We start from the raw sequence: 15,007 nt of genomic DNA on the forward strand, positions 1-15,007 counted from the left end.
CCTTCGGCTGTCGTCAGGCGACCGGGTTGGGCCGGCGCAGCAGCGTGTCCGCCTCACGGACCATCTGCCGTACCGCGCTCTCGGCGGAGGTGTTGCCCAGCAGCGCCGACTGGAGCGGCTGGCACATGCGGTTCTGGAAGTTGCCGCCGGCTCCGGCGAACCAGTTCGGCGGGTCGAGTACGGCGATCTCGCCGGCGGCCGCGTAGGACGACTGGGGGTCGAGCTTCCCGTACTCGGGGCGGTCCTGGACCGGCAGGTAGGCGGGGATGTGGCCGGCGCTCGCCCAGGTCAGGCTCTGTTTCACGATCTCGGCGATGTACCGGTGGGCTTCGCGGCGACGGGCCGGGTCGGGGTCGTCCTGGTGCGGCAGGACGAAGCTGTGCGAGTCGGCGTAGACGGCCGGCCGGGCGAAGACCTGCGGGAAGGGGGCCGCGCCCAGGTGCTTGATGCCGGACTTGCGGAACGTGGGCAGCTCCCACTCCCCCGCCATGATCATGCCGCCGCGGCCGTCCATGAACGCGGCCATCGCGCCGTTGTAGTCGAGGTTGTTGGGGTTGGTGCGCCCGTCGAAGAGTTGCTTCATGAAGGTGACGACCTTCACCGCGGCGTCGATGTCGATCTTCGGCGGCCCGCCGTCGGGAAGTGTGAAGGAGGCCCCGGTCTGGGCGTACAGCGCGGCGAACTGGCGCCAGCTCTGGGCCGTGTCGGTGACGTGTCCGAAGAGCACCCCGGACTTGCCGGTGATCTCGGCGAGCTTCTTGCCCGCGTCCAGGAACGCCTCGGGCGAGCCCATCGGCGCCAGGTGGCCTGAGGAGTCGAGGAGTCCGGCCTTGTCGGCCACGTCCTTGTCGTAGAACACGATGAAGGGGTGGACGTCCAGCGGGACCGCGTAGACCGTGCCCTTGTGCTGGGCGCGCTTCCAGACGGCGGGCGCGAAGTCCTTCTCGCCGACGCCGAATTCGGCGAGGACCTCGAGGTCGAGCGGGTCGAGCAGGCCGCCCGGGGCGTATCCGGCCAGCCGTGACAGGTGCAGCACGGCGACGTCGGAGGCCCGGCCGCCCGCCGCCGACATGGCGAGCTTGGTGTAGTACGACGGGCCCCAGTCGAGGATTGTGCGGTCCACGTCGAAACCGTCGGAGCCCTTCGAGACGGCGGCGATCATCTCGTCCATGAGCATGCCGTCGCCGCCCTGGAAGAGATCCCAGACCTTCAGTGCGGACGCCTCGCCCGCACGGGCCGGTGAGGCGCAGCCGGTGAGCGGGCCCGCCGTCAGCAGCGCGGCCGCTCCGGCCGTCCCGTAACGCAGCAGTTCACGGCGTCCGAAGGCGGGCGGGCGGCCGGGGTCCCGGGGTCCGGGCAGCCCTCGGGCGGGAGGTGCAGAGTTCATCACTGACCTTTCGACGGCCGGACGACGTGCCCGGCCGACGGCAGGCGCCATCGGCACGGCAGCCGTCGGCCGCCCGTGCACATCGGGGTGATCCGCGCCGGTCTCCCGGAGCGGTGACCTGTTTTTACATCGATGTACATTGGCTGTAAAGAGCTGGGTCATCACCTGTGCCGGTTGCACCGCCCATCGGTCCGGGGGCCGACGGGGACACGGCATAGACTCGGCGCGTACCGAGGGTGGGGAGTCACGGGTGGCACGACCGAGGATCAAGGACGTCGCACGGCACGCGGGGGTGTCGGAGAAAACGGTGTCCAACGTGCTCAACGACTATGTGCACGTCTCCGACCGGACGCGGCGCGCGGTGCAGGAGGCCATCGACCACCTCGGCTACCGCATCAACCTCGCCGGCCGCCATCTGCGCAGCGGACGCACCGGAGTCATCGCCCTGGTGGTGCCCGAGCTCGACGTCCCGTACTTCGCGGAGCTCGCCCGGCACGTCGTCCGGGAGGCCGAAAAACGCTCCCTGACCGTGCTGATCCACCAGTCGGGCGGCGACCGGGAACGGGAGAAGGCCGCCTTGGCCGGCTTCGGCTCGAACTTCGTGGACGGCGTCATCCTCAGCCCGCTCGCCCTCGCGCCGGACGACCTGCGCGCCCACACCGGACCGCCGCCGACCGTGCTGCTCGGCGAGCTGCTCAACGAGGGCGCGGACCACGTGGCGATCGACAACGAACGCGCGGCCCGCGAGGCAACCGAGCACCTGCTCGCCCTGGGCCGGCGACGCATTCTCACGGTCGGCGGCCGGGACGACGGCTGCGTCGGCACGGCCCAGGCCCGCACCCGCGGCTTCCGCCTCGCGCTGTCCGGGGCGGGTCTGCCGTACCACCCGGCGTCGCTGCTTCCGGTGGACGCGTTCCACATGAGCGACGGCGCCGAAGCGGTCCGCCGGGTACTGGCCGTCGGCATCCGGCCGGACGCCCTGCTCTGCCTGAACGACCAGCTGGCGCTGGGCGCGCTGCGCGCGCTGCACGGTTACGGGGCCCGGGTGCCCGAGGACGTGGCGGTGATCGGCTTCGACGACGTGGAGGGCGGGCGCTTCAGCGTGCCGTCCCTGAGCACGGTCGCCCCGGACAAGGAAGCGGTGGCCCGGGTCGCGGTGGATCTGCTGCTGCGCCGCGTCGATGAGGCCACGCGGAGCCCGGACGAGGCGCACGACCCCGCTCCGGTGTCCCCGCAGGACCGGGTGGTGGCGCACCGCCTGGTGCTGCGCGAGTCCACGGAGGGGGTGGCCGGGCCCGTCGGGGCCTGGTGAGCGGCGGGGCTCAGTCCGCGAGCAGCCGCTCCAGGGTCCGCCGGAGCGCGGCGCCGCCCTCGAAGAGCACGGCGGTCAGGCCCAGCTCGCGCGCCGCCCGCACGTTGGCTTCCCGGTCGTCCACGAAGAACGCCTCACCGGGGACGGCCCCGAGCAGCCCGAGCGCGCCCGCGAAGGCTTCCTCGGCGGGCTTGACCGCACCGAGCGCGCAGGAGAACGCGAGCACGTCGAAGCGGTCGTTCACCTCGGGCAGCCGCTCGGGCAGCCCGGCGCGCAGCAACGCGTCGTTGTCCGTGAACAGGGCGGTCGGCCGGTCCCGTACCAGGTCGGCCGTGGCCAGGACCTCGGGGTCGGGCTCGAACGCCCCGCACCAGACGCGGCGCAATTCCTCAGCCGTACCGGCGAATCCGAGGCGCCGCCGGATCTCCCGCTCCACGTCACCGGCGCTCCCCCGCCCCCGGTCCCAGGCCGCGATCAGCCCGGAGGCGTAGAGCTCCGCCTCCACGCGCCGGGCGGGAAGACCGCACGCGGCCCCGAGGGCTTCCAGCCGCCGCTCGCGGTGAAAGCGGCACACGACACCGCCGAGGTCGAAGAGGAAAACCCGAGGCTTCATGCGGGGCAACCTAGCCGGAACGGCCGAGGGCCGGTTCTGGATTTCTCCAGAACCGGCCCTCGGCCTACGACTGTCACCAGTCGGGACGACAGGATTTGAACCTGCGACCCCTTGACCCCCAGTCAAGTGCGCTACCAAGCTGCGCCACGTCCCGATGCCCGCCTGACCTGGGGTTTCCCCCTGGCCGAACGCGCATGAGAACAATACCGCACTTCATCGGGTGGTCACGAACCGCTTTCCCGGCAGAAGCACTCCGTGTCCGGGCGGGCACTCTCAGTGGATCAGCACCTGGGAGAGCGCGACCCGGCCCGTGCCGGTCTTCACGATGCGGACCGTGCGGGTGCGGCTGTCCAGGTCCACGACGGTGGGGCGGAGGGCCTTCCCGCTGACGTGCACCGTGGTGTCGTCGGTGACGATGTCGAAGTCGGACGTCGTCATCGAGGCGTCGTTCCAGATTTCGACCTGGCGGATGTGCCGGGTGGTTCCCAGGTCCGCCTGCCACCAGGCACCGGGCTCCGCGAGGGTGCGGGTGTCGGTGTTGGTGTCGGCGTCCAGGGCGAGCGCGGCGGTGGCGGTGCCGTCCGTCGAGGACTGGGTGGCCGTGCCGGTGCGGGCCAGGTCGGTGCGCAGCTGCTCGACCGGACCGCCGTGGGCGCCGGCGCGGGCGGCGACGGCCAGGGCGGCGGCCGGGAGGCGGTCGAGGCCGGTGTGGTTGCCGGTCATGACGGAGCCGGTGCCGCCGAGGGCGGGGGCGGCGGTGTCGGTCCAGTTGCCGCGCGCGGTGTTCCGGATGCCGTAATCCGCCCAGTTGGAGACCCACTTGTAGCCGATGCGGGTGATGACGTTGTTCTCGACGGTGATGTACGAGGACTGCTCGTCCAGGTAGATGCCGTTGCCGTCGCGTTCGGTGTTGCCGTACGCGGAACGGTTGATGTAGTTGCCGCCGACGACCGTGCCGGGCTGGGCGCCCTGGGTGTAGATGGCGCCGCCGTCGTGCTGCTGCCGGGCGACCTCCATGACGTCGGTGATGCGGTTGTTCGTCACCTTGTTGTCGCGCAGGACGGACTTCTGTGCCTCGGGCTGGTTCCAGCCCCAGCCGACGGATATCGCCGAGTACGGAAGGTGGTCCAGGCTGTTGTGGTCGACGGTGAGCTCCGCCTCGTAACCGGCCCAGATGCCGACCGCGTCGGTGTACTCGACGCCGGTGCGGCTGATCGTGTTGTACGCGACGGTGTTCCGCTCCCCGGCCAGTGCGGGCTCCGGCATGGCCTCGGTGTCGCCGACGTAGACCGCGCCCGAGGAGAGGTCGGTGAAGGTGGAGCGGGTGAGCGCGCTGTCCTGGGTGCCGGCCTCCAGGACGGCTCCGGCGCCGCCGAGGTGGGTGAAGCTCGCGGTGTCGACGGTGACCCGCCGGCCGCCGCGCACGGTGAGCGCGGCGGCCGGTTTGGTGTAGTAGCGGCCCGCGTGGTCGACGGGGCCGGTGGCTCCGGTCAGGGTGAGACCGGCCTGCATCCCCGCGTAGCCCTCGTCGGTGCCGGGCTGCCGGTAGGCCGCGTACGCGAAGCCGATGCCGCTGACCGTGAGGTCGTGGGCGCCGTCCACGGTGAGCAGTTGTTCGGTGTGCGGGGTGACGGCCCGCGCGTGGCGCATGTTCTCGCCCTCGCGCGGGAGGTAGGTGACGGTGCGGTCGGCGGAGCTCCACACGAACTCGCCCGGCTCGTCCAGGAGTTCGGCGGCGTTCTCGAAGAAGGCGACACCGCTGTAGCGGCTGGAGTCGACGGCGGTGGTGTCCCAGGCGGGGCCGGTGCGGCCGGTGCCGCTCGCCGAGTTGGTCCAGCAGGGCTGGGCGAAGGTGAGGGTGTCACCGCTGACGCCCGCGATCCGGCAGTGGTAGTTGCGCCAGCGGACGCGGATGACGGCCTCGGCGTCCGTGGGGTGCGCCCAGTGGACGATGCCGGTCGCGGTGGCGCCGGTCATGCCGTCGGCGGTGGCGTCACAGGTGGCGGCGGGGCATGCCTCGCCCCGGGCGCGGACGGCGCGGTGGCCGTCCACGAAGAGCTGGCGCGGAGTGACACCGGCGGGGACGGCGGCGGTCCAGGAGCCGTCGGCGTTCTCGCGCCAGCCGGTGAGGTCCCGGCCGCCGGAGAGGACGGGGTGGGCGCCGGGGGCGGCGGCCCAGGTGGTCCCGGAGTCGGCGGCGCCGAGCTCCAGGGGCGCGTCGCGCCGGTACGTGCCGTCCTTCAGGAATACGCGGACGGCGCGGTCGTGCTCCGTGCGGGCCAGGTCGCGGGCGCCGTCCAGGGTGCAGGGGCGGGCGTTGGTGCAGTCGGTGCCGCGGCCGTCCGGGGCGGCGTACAGGGTGCGGGGCGCGGGCGCAGCTGTGGCCGGGGCGGCGAGCAGGGCGGCCAGGAGGGCGGCGGTGGCGGATGCGGCGGCGGCTCGTACGACGTTCAGGGGGCGGTTCACGCGGTGGCCTTCCAGTCGGGGTGGCCGGGCATGGGCGGGTTGACGGCCCCGAAGAGCCAGTCGCGCAGGAACGGGTCGAGGGAGCGGTCGCGGGTGACGTCGACGGTGTGCCGGATGAACTGTTCGGAGGTGTACGTGGACTCCTTGAAACGCCGCACCCACTCGCGCATGACCGTGTCGAAGGAGCGCCGGCCGATGCGCTGGTTCAGGGCGTAGAGGACGAGGGCGCCGCCGTCGTAGATGTTGGTGCCGCCGAGTGCCTTGGGCAGTCCGGGCGGGCCGTCGGCGGCGCGGACGGCGTCGAGCTTCTCGTACGTGGCCTTCATCTTGTCCGCGAGGACGGACCAGCCGCGCTCCTCGCCGTACAGACCGGCGTAGTAGACCGCGGGGCCCTCGTTGAGCCAGGCCTGCTGCCAGTCGTGCGGGGTGACCGAGTCCCCGAACCACTGGTGGACGAGTTCGTGGACCATGGTGGTCTCGTAGCCGGGCTGTCCCTGGGCGTTGGGCTTGAACCAGTTGGTGCCGAAGAGGGACAGCGTCTGGTTCTCCAGCGCGTCGGTGTAGCCGTCGTAGATGTGCACCCCGTAGACGGAGAACGGGTAGCGGCCGAACTTCGCCTCCAGCCAGGCCAGATGGTCGGCGGTGCGGGCGACGACCGGGGCGTAGGTGTCCTCCTTGCCCTGGGGCACGATGTGGCGCAGGGGCAGGCCGGTGTGGCTGCTGCCGTAGAGGTAGGTGCCCTTGACCACGGCGATGCCGATGAGTTCGGTGGCCATGCGCTCGCGGAGGGCGAAGTGCCAGACGGAGGAGCCGTCGGAACGTGGTGTGCGGTGCGTCAACTCTCCGTTGGCGGTGGCGACGTAGCCCTCGGGGGCGCTGATGTGGAAGGTCCACGTCGCCTTGTCGGAGGGGGTGTCGTTGCAGGGCAGGAAGGTGTCGGCGCGGGAGGACTGGGCGGCGGAGGCGAAGCCGCCGTCGCTGCCGAACCGCCAGCCGGTGAGGCCGAGCCGGGGCGCCTTGCCGTTGCCGCGGTAGCGGATCTCGGTGGTGAACGCCTGGTGTTCGCGGACCGGGCGGGCCGGGGTGACGGTCAGCTCCTGGCCGCTCCGGCCGGCGGTGAGCTGCCAGGTGGCGGGACGGCCGGCGACGGTGACGGCCTCGATGGTGTGGCCGTCGGTGTCCAGGTTGAAGGCGGACAGGTCCTGGGTGGCCTTGGCGCTGATCTTCACCGTGGCGGTGAAGTCGTACGTCACCGGGGTGAAGTCGAAGGTGAGGTCGTAGTGGGTGACCTGGTAGCCGCCGTTGCCGAGGGTCGGGAAGAGCGGGTCGCCGACGCCGTCGGAGCCGGGTTCCGGGTGGAAACCGTGCGGCCGGGCGGCGGCGGGGGTGGAGAGGGCGGGAACGGCGACTGCTGCCGCCGCGGCGGCAGTGCCGAGGGCGAGGAGCGAGCGGCGGGTGGTCACTTCTTCCCCTTCTGGAAGGCTTCCTCGAACTCGCCGCGGGCCTTCTCGCCGCCCTTGGCCAGGTAGTCCTTGACCAGCTGGTCGTAGGCGGACATGGGCTTGCGGCCGGCGACGATGTCCTTGATCACGTCGCCCTTGAGCGTGCTGAGGCTGCCGTAGCCCTTGGAGTCCCAGGTGGGCGAGGAGTAGCGGAGCGTCGCGTCCGGCACCATCATCGGGATCATCTTGGTGAAGGCGTCGTGGACATGGCGCACGCCGTCCTCCGAGTCCGCGCTGAAGACGGCGGGCACGGCGGACGCGGCCATCTTCCAGGGCACGGTGACGTCCTGGGTGCCTCGCTTGGTGAGCGCCGGGTTGCCCTTGGCGTCGCGGGTGAAGTCCTTGCCCTCGACGCCGTAGTTGATGAGGGTGTATTCCAGGCTGCCGAACGGCGAGGCCGCGAAGTCGGCGAACCGCAGGATCTCCTTGACCCGGTCCCCGGACGCCTTGGTGATGTGGGTGTTCTGGAGCGCGACGTTGTCCATCCAGGTCACGGCGTCCTTGCCGACGGGCACGAACGGGCGCGGGTCGAACTTCTTGTTGATCGCCTTCATCGTGGCCACGTAGCCGACGCCGGGCGCCAGATAGCTGGGCATGCCGTCGTAGACGTAGGCCCCCTTGCCGTTCTTGAACATGTCGGTGTACTGGGCCTTCTGCGCACCGGACATCTGGAGGGTGCCGGGGTAGAAGCAGCCCGCCTTGTACAGCGCACGGGCCGTCTCGACGGCCTTGCGGTACTCCGGGGTCTCCAGATCGGAGGTGAACTTGCCGGTCTTCTCGTCCAGCCGCCACGCGGCGGGGGCGCCGGCGGACATGGCGAGGACGGTGGTGACCCCGGCGATGATCGCGTACTGGTCCTTCTTGGGCCGGGTCAGCTCCTTGCAGACCTCGACGAAGCGGTCCAGGTCGGTGATCTGGTCGAGGCTCGTGACGCCGACCTCTTCGAACAGGTCGTGCCGGTAGAAACCGGCGCCGCCGGTGCCGGAGCGGGCGATCGGGATGCCGTAGAGCTTGCCGCCGAAGATCGCGCCCTGCCAGGCGGCCTCCGGGATCGCGGCGAGGTTGGGGTAGTCCTTGATCGCGTCCCCGGCGAGGTGCGGGGTGAGGTCGGCGCACTTGGCCTGGAGGAAGGCGGCCTTGTTGTCGACGCCACCGCTCTCCGGGTACATGAAGAGGTCCGGCAGGCTGTCGCTGGCGACCATGGTGGAGAACTTGGTGCTGTAGTCGTCGGAGGGCACACCGGTGATGTTCACCCGGGCGCCGAGCAGCTTCTCGATCTCCTGCCAGGCGACGTTCTTGCCGCGCGAGGGCGGCGGCGGGGAGAAGGTCTCCATCGTGGCGCTGATCGCCTTGGCACCCTTCAGCGGAGTGCCCTTCGTGGCCCGCAGCGGCTTGGCCGGGTAGTTGAAGAAGCCCTGCGGGACGCCGGCCGCGGTGCCCGCCAGGTCCGGCTTGAGCCCGATGTTGCGGACCGTGCTGTGCGGCAGCAGGGACGCGCTCTTCGCCTCGGCCTTCGCGGTCGTACCGCCGTCGCCGCAGGCGGCGAGCAGCGGGGCGGCGGCCAGCCCGAGACCGACGCCGGCGCCGAGGCGGAAGAGTGCTCTGCGGTTGATGGGGGTGGAGCTCGACACCTGGATCTCCTTGGAAGAGGGAAAGGAAGAAGCGGGGAGCGGCGGCTGTGCTCAGCCCTTGACGGCGCCGGTGAGCACGCCCTTGGTGAAGTAGCGCTGGAGGAACGGGTAGACGCAGAGGATCGGGACGACGGCGATCACCAGGACCGCCATCTGCACGGCCTGCTGCGGGGCCAGCGCCTCGCCGGACGCGGCCGAGTCGAGGCTCTGGCCCTGGAGGACGTAGGTCCGCAGCACCATGGGCAGCGGCCACTTGTCGGAGTCGTTGAGGTACAGGAGCGAGTTGAAGAAGGCGTTCCAGTACGTCACCGCGTAGAAGAGGCTGATGACGGCGAGGACGGCCTTGGACAGCGGCAGGACGATGCGGACCAGGATGCGGAAGTCCCCGGCGCCGTCCACCTTGGCCGCGTCGTACAGCTCCTCCGGCAGGTTCATGAAGAAGGAGCGCAGGACGACCAGGTTGAAGGCGCTGACCAGGGTGGGCATGACGAGCGCCGCATAGGTGTCGTACAGGCCGAGTCCCTTGACCAGCAGGAAGTTCGGGATGATGCCGGCGTTGAACAGCATGGTGAACAGGGCGGTCATCAGGATGAAGCGGGAGCCGGTGACCTCGCGTCGGGAGAGCCCGTACGCCATGCCGACGGTGACGAGCAGGCTGGCGAGGGTGCCGAACACGGTGATGCCCACGGACACGATCAGGGCCCGGCTGACGACGCCGCCGGTGAAGATCGTGCGGTAGGCGTCGAGGGTGGGGTGGTCCGGCCACAGGACGAGGCCGGAGCTCTTGATGATGTCGGTCTGCGAGGCGAAGCTCGTCCCGATGACGCCGACGAGCGGGTACGCGACGGCGAGGACGACCACGACGACGGCGACGGCCTTCGCGGTCTGACCGATGCGGGTCGGGCGCTCCATCCACGGCGGACGGCCGTCGGACTTGCGTACGGGGGCGGGCGAGGGCTCCGGTGTGGTGGTCCGGGCCGTGGCGCGCGTCTTCTCAGCGGTCAGCACCGCGGTACACCCCTTCGTGGCCGAGTCGGTGGGCGAACTTGTTGGCGCCCAGCACGAGTGCGGTGCCGATGACCGCCTTGACGAGTCCGACGGCGGCGGCGACGCCCCAGTCGTTGTCCTTGATGCCGTGGTAGTAGACGTAGGTGTCGAGCACCTCGCCGGCGTCCGGTCCGACCGCGTCGCGCTGGAGCAGGATCTGCTCGAAGCCGACCGAGAGGATCTGCCCGAGGTTGAGGATGAGCAGCAGGATCAGCACGGGCGCGATGCCCGGCAGCGTCACGTGCCACAGCCGCCGCCGGGGTCCCGCTCCGTCGATCGCGGCGGCCTCGTACTGCTGCCGGTCGATGTTGAGGAGGGCGGCGAGGATGATGATCGTGCCCCAGCCGGCGTCCTTCCAGGCCACCTGGAGGGTGAGCAGCCAGGGGAAGGCGTCCGGGTCGCTCATCATGTCGTAGCGGGGCAGGCCCATGCTGCCGAGGACGTCGGGCAGGACGCCCGCGCCGCCCAGGATCTGCTGGAAGATCGAGACGATGATGACCCAGCCGATGAAGTGCGGCAGATAGACCACGCTCTGCACGAAGCGCCTGATGCGGTCGCTGGCGATGCTGTTGAGCAGCAGCGCCAGGGCGATGGGCACCGGGAAGAAGAACACCAGCTGGACGAGGGCGATCTCCAGGGTGTTGAACGTCGCGCTCCAGAAGGCCGGTTCGCTGAACGCGGCGGTAAAGTTGGCGAAGCCCACCCAGACGCTGTGCATGTAGCCGAGGTAGGGCTGGTAGTCCTGGAACGCCACCACGTAGCCGAGCAGCGGCACGTAGTGGAACACGATGAAGTAGAGCAGGCCGGGCAGGGTGAGCAGCAGCATCACCCGGTCGCGTTTGAGGCGCTGTCCGAGCGTGAGCCGGTGCGGGGCGGCGAGGGCCGGGCCCGGCGACGGGGCGGGCTCCTCGGCCTGCCTTCGCCGCGTTCGCCGCTTTTCGCGCGGCAGCGGGGGTGCTGTGTCAGCCATGGTGGGTCCTGTTCGGCTGGGTGGCGCGTGGTGTGCCTTCTGCGGCGGCAAGTTAGTAAGCGGTTAACCCAAGCGTCAAGAGATCTGGGCGAACGTCTTCGTCGCCGGTCCACCTTCGAGGTGAATTCCGGGGTGGAGAATGCCAACAAATCGGCCTGAGCTGCCCATTCGCGCTGGTCGTGCGCTTGACGGTCGGCCGTGGACCTCCCTAGCGTGCCGGTCATTCGATAGAACACGATTACTATCCGGAGGCAGGGTGCGAACCACCGAAGAGGCGCCGTCCCGTTCCGGTGCCGAGGCAGCGGAACCGCCCGGGCGGCGGCCGCGCACGGTTCTGGTCATGAGCACGGGGCTGCTGGACGACGTCTTCCCGCCCGCCGTCCGGTCACGTCTCGAGGAGACCGCCGAACTGCTCGATCCGGCGGTGATCAGCGAATTCGACTCGCCCGCCGCCGCCCGGGCCCTGTCCGCCGCGGAGGTGCTGCTGACCGGCTGGGGCTGCCCGCCGGTGGACCCGGCGCTGCTGGACCGGACGCCCGCGCTGCGGGCCGTCGTCCACGCGGCCGGCACGGTGAAAACGTTTCTGTCACCGGCCGCGTTCGACCGCGGCATCGTCGTCTCCTCGGCCGCCGCGGCCAACGCCGTGCCGGTGGCCGAGTACACGCTCGCGGCGATCATCATGGGTGCCAAGCGCGCGTTCCCGCTCGCGGACCTCTACCGGGCCCGCCGCACCCACCGCACCGCGGCCGACCTGGACCGTCACCACTGGCTCGGCACCCGTGGTCTGACCGTAGGAGTGGTCGGCGCCTCCCGCATCGGCCGCCGCGTGATCGAGCTGCTGCGGACGGCGCTGGACGCGGAGGTCCTGCTGCACGACCCGTACGTGAGCGCGGCCGAGGCGGCGCTCCTCGGCGTGACCCCGGCCGACCTGGACACCCTCGTGGCGACGAGCGACGTGGTGACCCTGCACGCCCCGGACACGCCCGAGACCCGGAACATGCTCGACGCCCGCCGGATCGGCCTGATGCGCCCCGGGACGCTGCTCGTCAACACCGCGCGCGGCCCGCTCGTGAACACCGAGGCGCTCACCCCGCACCTGGTCAGCGGCCGGCTCGACGCGGTCCTCGACGTGACCTCGCCCGAGCCGCTGCCGCCCGGCCACCCCCTGTGGGACCTGCCCAACGTGTTCCTGACCCCGCACCTGGCGGGCGCCCAGGGCAACGAGGTCGGCCGGCTCGGGGCCCTCGCCGTGGACGAGCTGGAGCGCTTCGCCCGGGGCGAGCCGTTCGAGCACCCCGTGCACCGGGCCGACCTGGGGAGGATCGCGTGACCGCCCTTCCGCCGCGGGCTCCGGGATCGCGGCGGACCGGGCCCGCCGCGGCACTAGGCTCGTCGTCACACAACAGCCTTCAGGGGGTGAGCCGGATGCGCCGGCAGAGCACGGCCGGGGACGGACAGCGGCGGGCGACGGTCACCGACGTCGCCCGGCGCGCGGGCGTCTCGACGGCCACCGTCTCACGCGTCCTGAACCGCAACTACCCCGTCGCCGACGCGACCCGGGAGCGCGTCGAGTCCGCCATGCGCGAGCTCGGCTACGTGGTCAACGCGCACGCCCGCGCCCTGGCCGGGGTCTCCAACCGCACCGTCGGCATCATCGTCAACGAGGTCATCGACCCCTTCTACGCGTACATCGCGCGCGGGGTCGAACGGGAGGCGGCGCTCGGCGGACGGCTCTGCCTGGTCTGCTGCACCCAGGGCGACCCCCAGCGCGAGCTGGCCTTCATCGACCTCATGCACGAGCGCCGGGCGGACGCGGTCGTTGTCGTCGGCGGCTCCATCGCGGACCGCGGCTACACCTCGGAACTGGCCCGCCGGGCACGCGAGCTGGACGCGGGCGGCTCGAAGCTGGTCCTGTGCGGCCGGCCCCCGCTCGGCGAGTCCGCGCCGACCGTGGCCGTGGAGTACGACAACGAGGGCGGCGCCTTCGCGATCACCGACCACCTGCTGATGCAGGGTCATGAGCGCATCCTCTACCTGGGCGGTCCGCCCAAGCTCTCCACCACCCGCGACCGGCTCGCCGGGCACCGTCGCGCCCTGGAACTGCGGGGCGTCCCCGTCGATCCCGAGCTGGCCCAGCCGGGCGCCTTCAGCCGTGGCTTCGGGTACCGCAGGATGGCCGAACTCCTGCGGGGCGGCCCGGAGTTCTCCGCCGTCTTCGCGGCCAACGACATGGTGGCGGCCGGGGCCGCGCAGGCGCTGGAGGAGGCGGGCCTGCGGGTGCCCAAGGACGTCTCGCTGGTGGGGTACGACGACATCCCGGTCGCCCAGGAGCTGCGGCCCCGGCTGACCACCGTCCACGTTCCGCTGGAGGAGATGGGCCGCCAGGCGGTGCGGCTCGCCGTGTCCGGCGGGGACGAGGACGACTGGCGGGAACCGACCACGGGCGCACTGCGGCTCGGCACCCACATCGTGGTACGCGATTCCGTGGCGCCTCGGTCCGGCAGACCGCTCCGCAAGTGACCGGTTACTTCCTGCCTGTCCGCAGTTGGCCATAGAAAATCACAGTAACTTCCCGACTCCCCTTGCGGCTCTACAGCAACCGCTTACATGCTGACGGAGCACCCCCCACCGTTTCGGACGCCTTCGCCCCTCGTTCACGACTGCAGGGAGAGTTCCGCATGCGCAAGCACACCCCGTCCGCCTCCCCCGCCACCGAATCCGCCACCGAGTCCGCCTCCTTCGTGGGCCGCCGCGCCGTCCTCGGCGCGGCGGCGGGCGCGGGAGCCGCGGCGGTCCTCGGCCTCACCGCCACCGTCGCCCACGCCGGGCCCGCGACCGGCCTGCCCACCGGACGCCCCGTCTCCGTGACCGTCACCGGACGCCCCGCCGCCGAGGCCGAACGGCTGCGGCTCGCCCAGGCGTTGCGCGGCTCCGAGTTCCAGCCGACCGGCCTCCACGTGCCCGCGGGCACCCCGCTCTCGCTCACCGTCCAGCCGTACGACGACCTCGTGCCCACGCTCTGGATCGGCGCCTGGGACTACTACGGCGAGGTCACCGAACCCCGGAGCTACCCGTTGACCGCGGGGGCCAACACGGTGACCGATCCGCACGGCGGTCCGGTCTACCTGACGCTCACCGGCGACGGCGAGCGGGCGGGCGTGGTCTTCCGGTCCGGTGCGGTCCGCATGCCCGTCTTCACGCTGGGCCGGACCGACGAGGCGGACTACCAGCGGCAGCTGGACACGCTGACCGAGTCGCCCTGGGTGGAGCTGCACGCCCCGCACACGATCATGACGCTGACCCGCGAGGGCGCCCTGCTGTACCGCGGCGAGGACCACGCGGCGCTGCTCCGGCTGGTCGAGACCATCATCGACTCACACGCGCGGATCAGCGGTCTCGACGGTTCCAAGCCGCTGCACCGGCGCAAAGCGGGGCCGTACCACTTCACCGAGGTCAGCAAGGTGCCGACCGGCGTCGGCGCCTACGCCACGCACGGCTACAACGGCTTCCCGCGCGCCTATCTGGACCGGGCCACCACCGTCGAGGGCCTGCGCACCCGCGGCTGGGGGCTGTATCACGAGCTGGGCCACCTCCATCAGCAGATGGCGTACAAGCCGGGCGGCCTCACGGAGGTCACCGTGAACATCTACTCGCTGGCCGCGCAGCGCACCCTGGATCAGCCGTCGAACCTGCTCACGGTCGACCCGGCGACCGGCCAGACCGTTTTCCAGAGCTCGCGGGACAAGTTCGGGACGCCCGGTCTCACCTACGAGAAGTCGTTCGGGGCGTACGAGAAGCTGGTGCCGCTGCGTCAGCTGGAACTGGCCTTCGGCGAGGACTTCTGGCCGCGCCTGCACAAGCTGGTGCGCGAGGAGAACCCGCAGTCCGACTACACCGAGGACGCCAAGCGATACCGGGCGCTGGCCACCTGCTCCAGCCGGATCGCGGGCTATGACCTCACGGACTTCTTCGTGCACACCTGGGCGTTCCCCATCGACGCCACGGGGCGCGCGGAGCTCGCCGCTCTCGGTCTGCCGCAGCCACCCGTGGACCCGGGCACACTCTCCGACTGACACCGC

General features: G+C 71.2%; 11 protein-coding genes and 1 tRNA gene. 4 read left to right on the forward strand and 8 right to left on the reverse strand.

Annotation, left to right across the window (positions count from 1 at the left end):
• Positions 1-13 precede the first annotated feature (13 nt).
• The gene (locus tag AB0L33_RS19415; protein ID WP_365682946.1) at positions 14-1,387 is read right to left on the reverse strand and encodes an extracellular solute-binding protein; all 1,374 of its coding nucleotides are present in this window, start codon (positions 1,385-1,387) and stop codon (positions 14-16) included.
• 250 nt (positions 1,388-1,637) lie between these two features.
• Between AB0L33_RS19415 and AB0L33_RS19420 the strand changes: the two genes are divergently transcribed.
• Positions 1,638-2,699: a LacI family DNA-binding transcriptional regulator gene (locus tag AB0L33_RS19420; protein ID WP_365682948.1), complete on the forward strand. Its 1,062-nt coding sequence runs from the start codon at positions 1,638-1,640 to the stop codon at positions 2,697-2,699.
• A gap of 10 nt (positions 2,700-2,709) precedes the next feature.
• On the opposite strand, the gene AB0L33_RS19425 is transcribed toward AB0L33_RS19420, so the two are convergent.
• The 7 genes from AB0L33_RS19425 to AB0L33_RS19455 all read right to left on the reverse strand — a co-directional run bounded on the left by AB0L33_RS19425 (position 2,710) and on the right by AB0L33_RS19455 (position 10,928).
• A complete protein-coding gene (locus AB0L33_RS19425; RefSeq protein WP_365682950.1) occupies positions 2,710-3,312 on the reverse strand; it encodes an HAD family phosphatase in 603 nt (200 codons plus the stop codon).
• Between the two features lie 80 nt (positions 3,313-3,392).
• A tRNA-Pro gene (locus tag AB0L33_RS19430) sits at positions 3,393-3,466 on the reverse strand.
• Positions 3,467-3,585: 119 nt separating this feature from the next.
• Positions 3,586-5,778 (reverse strand): right-handed parallel beta-helix repeat-containing protein, encoded by a 2,193-nt coding sequence (locus tag AB0L33_RS19435; RefSeq protein WP_365682952.1) that lies wholly within the window; start codon positions 5,776-5,778, stop codon positions 3,586-3,588.
• Complete coding sequence (locus AB0L33_RS19440) at positions 5,775-7,241, reverse strand: M1 family metallopeptidase (protein ID WP_365682954.1); 1,467 nt, start codon at positions 7,239-7,241, stop codon at positions 5,775-5,777. Before AB0L33_RS19440 ends, AB0L33_RS19435 begins: the two co-directional genes overlap by 4 nt.
• On the reverse strand, positions 7,238-8,911 hold the full coding sequence (locus AB0L33_RS19445; protein WP_365682956.1) for an extracellular solute-binding protein: 1,674 nt from the start codon (positions 8,909-8,911) through the stop codon (positions 7,238-7,240). Before AB0L33_RS19445 ends, AB0L33_RS19440 begins: the two co-directional genes overlap by 4 nt.
• Positions 8,912-8,962: 51 nt before the next feature.
• On the reverse strand, positions 8,963-9,823 hold the full coding sequence (locus AB0L33_RS19450; RefSeq protein ID WP_365683060.1) for a carbohydrate ABC transporter permease: 861 nt from the start codon (positions 9,821-9,823) through the stop codon (positions 8,963-8,965).
• An 82-nt stretch (positions 9,824-9,905) separates the two neighbouring features.
• Positions 9,906-10,928: an ABC transporter permease subunit gene (locus AB0L33_RS19455; protein ID WP_365682958.1), complete on the reverse strand. Its 1,023-nt coding sequence runs from the start codon at positions 10,926-10,928 to the stop codon at positions 9,906-9,908.
• Between the two features lie 340 nt (positions 10,929-11,268).
• Here AB0L33_RS19455 and AB0L33_RS19460 point away from each other — a divergent pair, with 340 nt between their 5' ends.
• From AB0L33_RS19460 to AB0L33_RS19470, 3 genes are all read left to right on the forward strand, one after another.
• Positions 11,269-12,258 (forward strand): hydroxyacid dehydrogenase, encoded by a 990-nt coding sequence (locus tag AB0L33_RS19460; RefSeq protein WP_365682960.1) that lies wholly within the window; start codon positions 11,269-11,271, stop codon positions 12,256-12,258.
• Positions 12,259-12,353: 95 nt separating this feature from the next.
• A complete protein-coding gene (locus tag AB0L33_RS19465) occupies positions 12,354-13,448 on the forward strand; it encodes a LacI family DNA-binding transcriptional regulator (protein ID WP_365683062.1) in 1,095 nt (364 codons plus the stop codon).
• A gap of 158 nt (positions 13,449-13,606) precedes the next feature.
• Positions 13,607-15,001, forward strand: a complete 1,395-nt coding sequence (locus AB0L33_RS19470; protein WP_365682962.1) for a M60 family metallopeptidase — start codon at positions 13,607-13,609, stop codon at positions 14,999-15,001.
• The last annotated feature ends 6 nt before the right edge of the window (positions 15,002-15,007 follow it).

The organism is Streptomyces sp. NPDC052299 (genome assembly GCF_040679335.1).
Lineage (GTDB): Bacteria > Actinomycetota > Actinomycetes > Streptomycetales > Streptomycetaceae > Streptomyces.

Bases quoted from the DNA above. Each gene is read 5' to 3' on its own strand.
- AB0L33_RS19415 (WP_365682946.1), bottom strand. From the start codon at position 1,387: ATGAACTCTGCACCTCCCGCCCGAGGGCTGCCCGGACCCCGGGACCCC.
- AB0L33_RS19425 (WP_365682950.1), bottom strand. From the start codon at position 3,312: ATGAAGCCTCGGGTTTTCCTCTTCGACCTCGGCGGTGTCGTGTGCCGC.
- AB0L33_RS19450 (WP_365683060.1), bottom strand. From the start codon at position 9,823: ATGGAGCGCCCGACCCGCATCGGTCAGACCGCGAAGGCCGTCGCCGTC.
- AB0L33_RS19455 (WP_365682958.1), bottom strand. From the start codon at position 10,928: ATGGCTGACACAGCACCCCCGCTGCCGCGCGAAAAGCGGCGAACGCGG.
- AB0L33_RS19460 (WP_365682960.1), top strand. From the start codon at position 11,269: ATGAGCACGGGGCTGCTGGACGACGTCTTCCCGCCCGCCGTCCGGTCA.
- AB0L33_RS19465 (WP_365683062.1), top strand. From the start codon at position 12,354: ATGCGCCGGCAGAGCACGGCCGGGGACGGACAGCGGCGGGCGACGGTC.
- AB0L33_RS19470 (WP_365682962.1), top strand. From the start codon at position 13,607: ATGCGCAAGCACACCCCGTCCGCCTCCCCCGCCACCGAATCCGCCACC.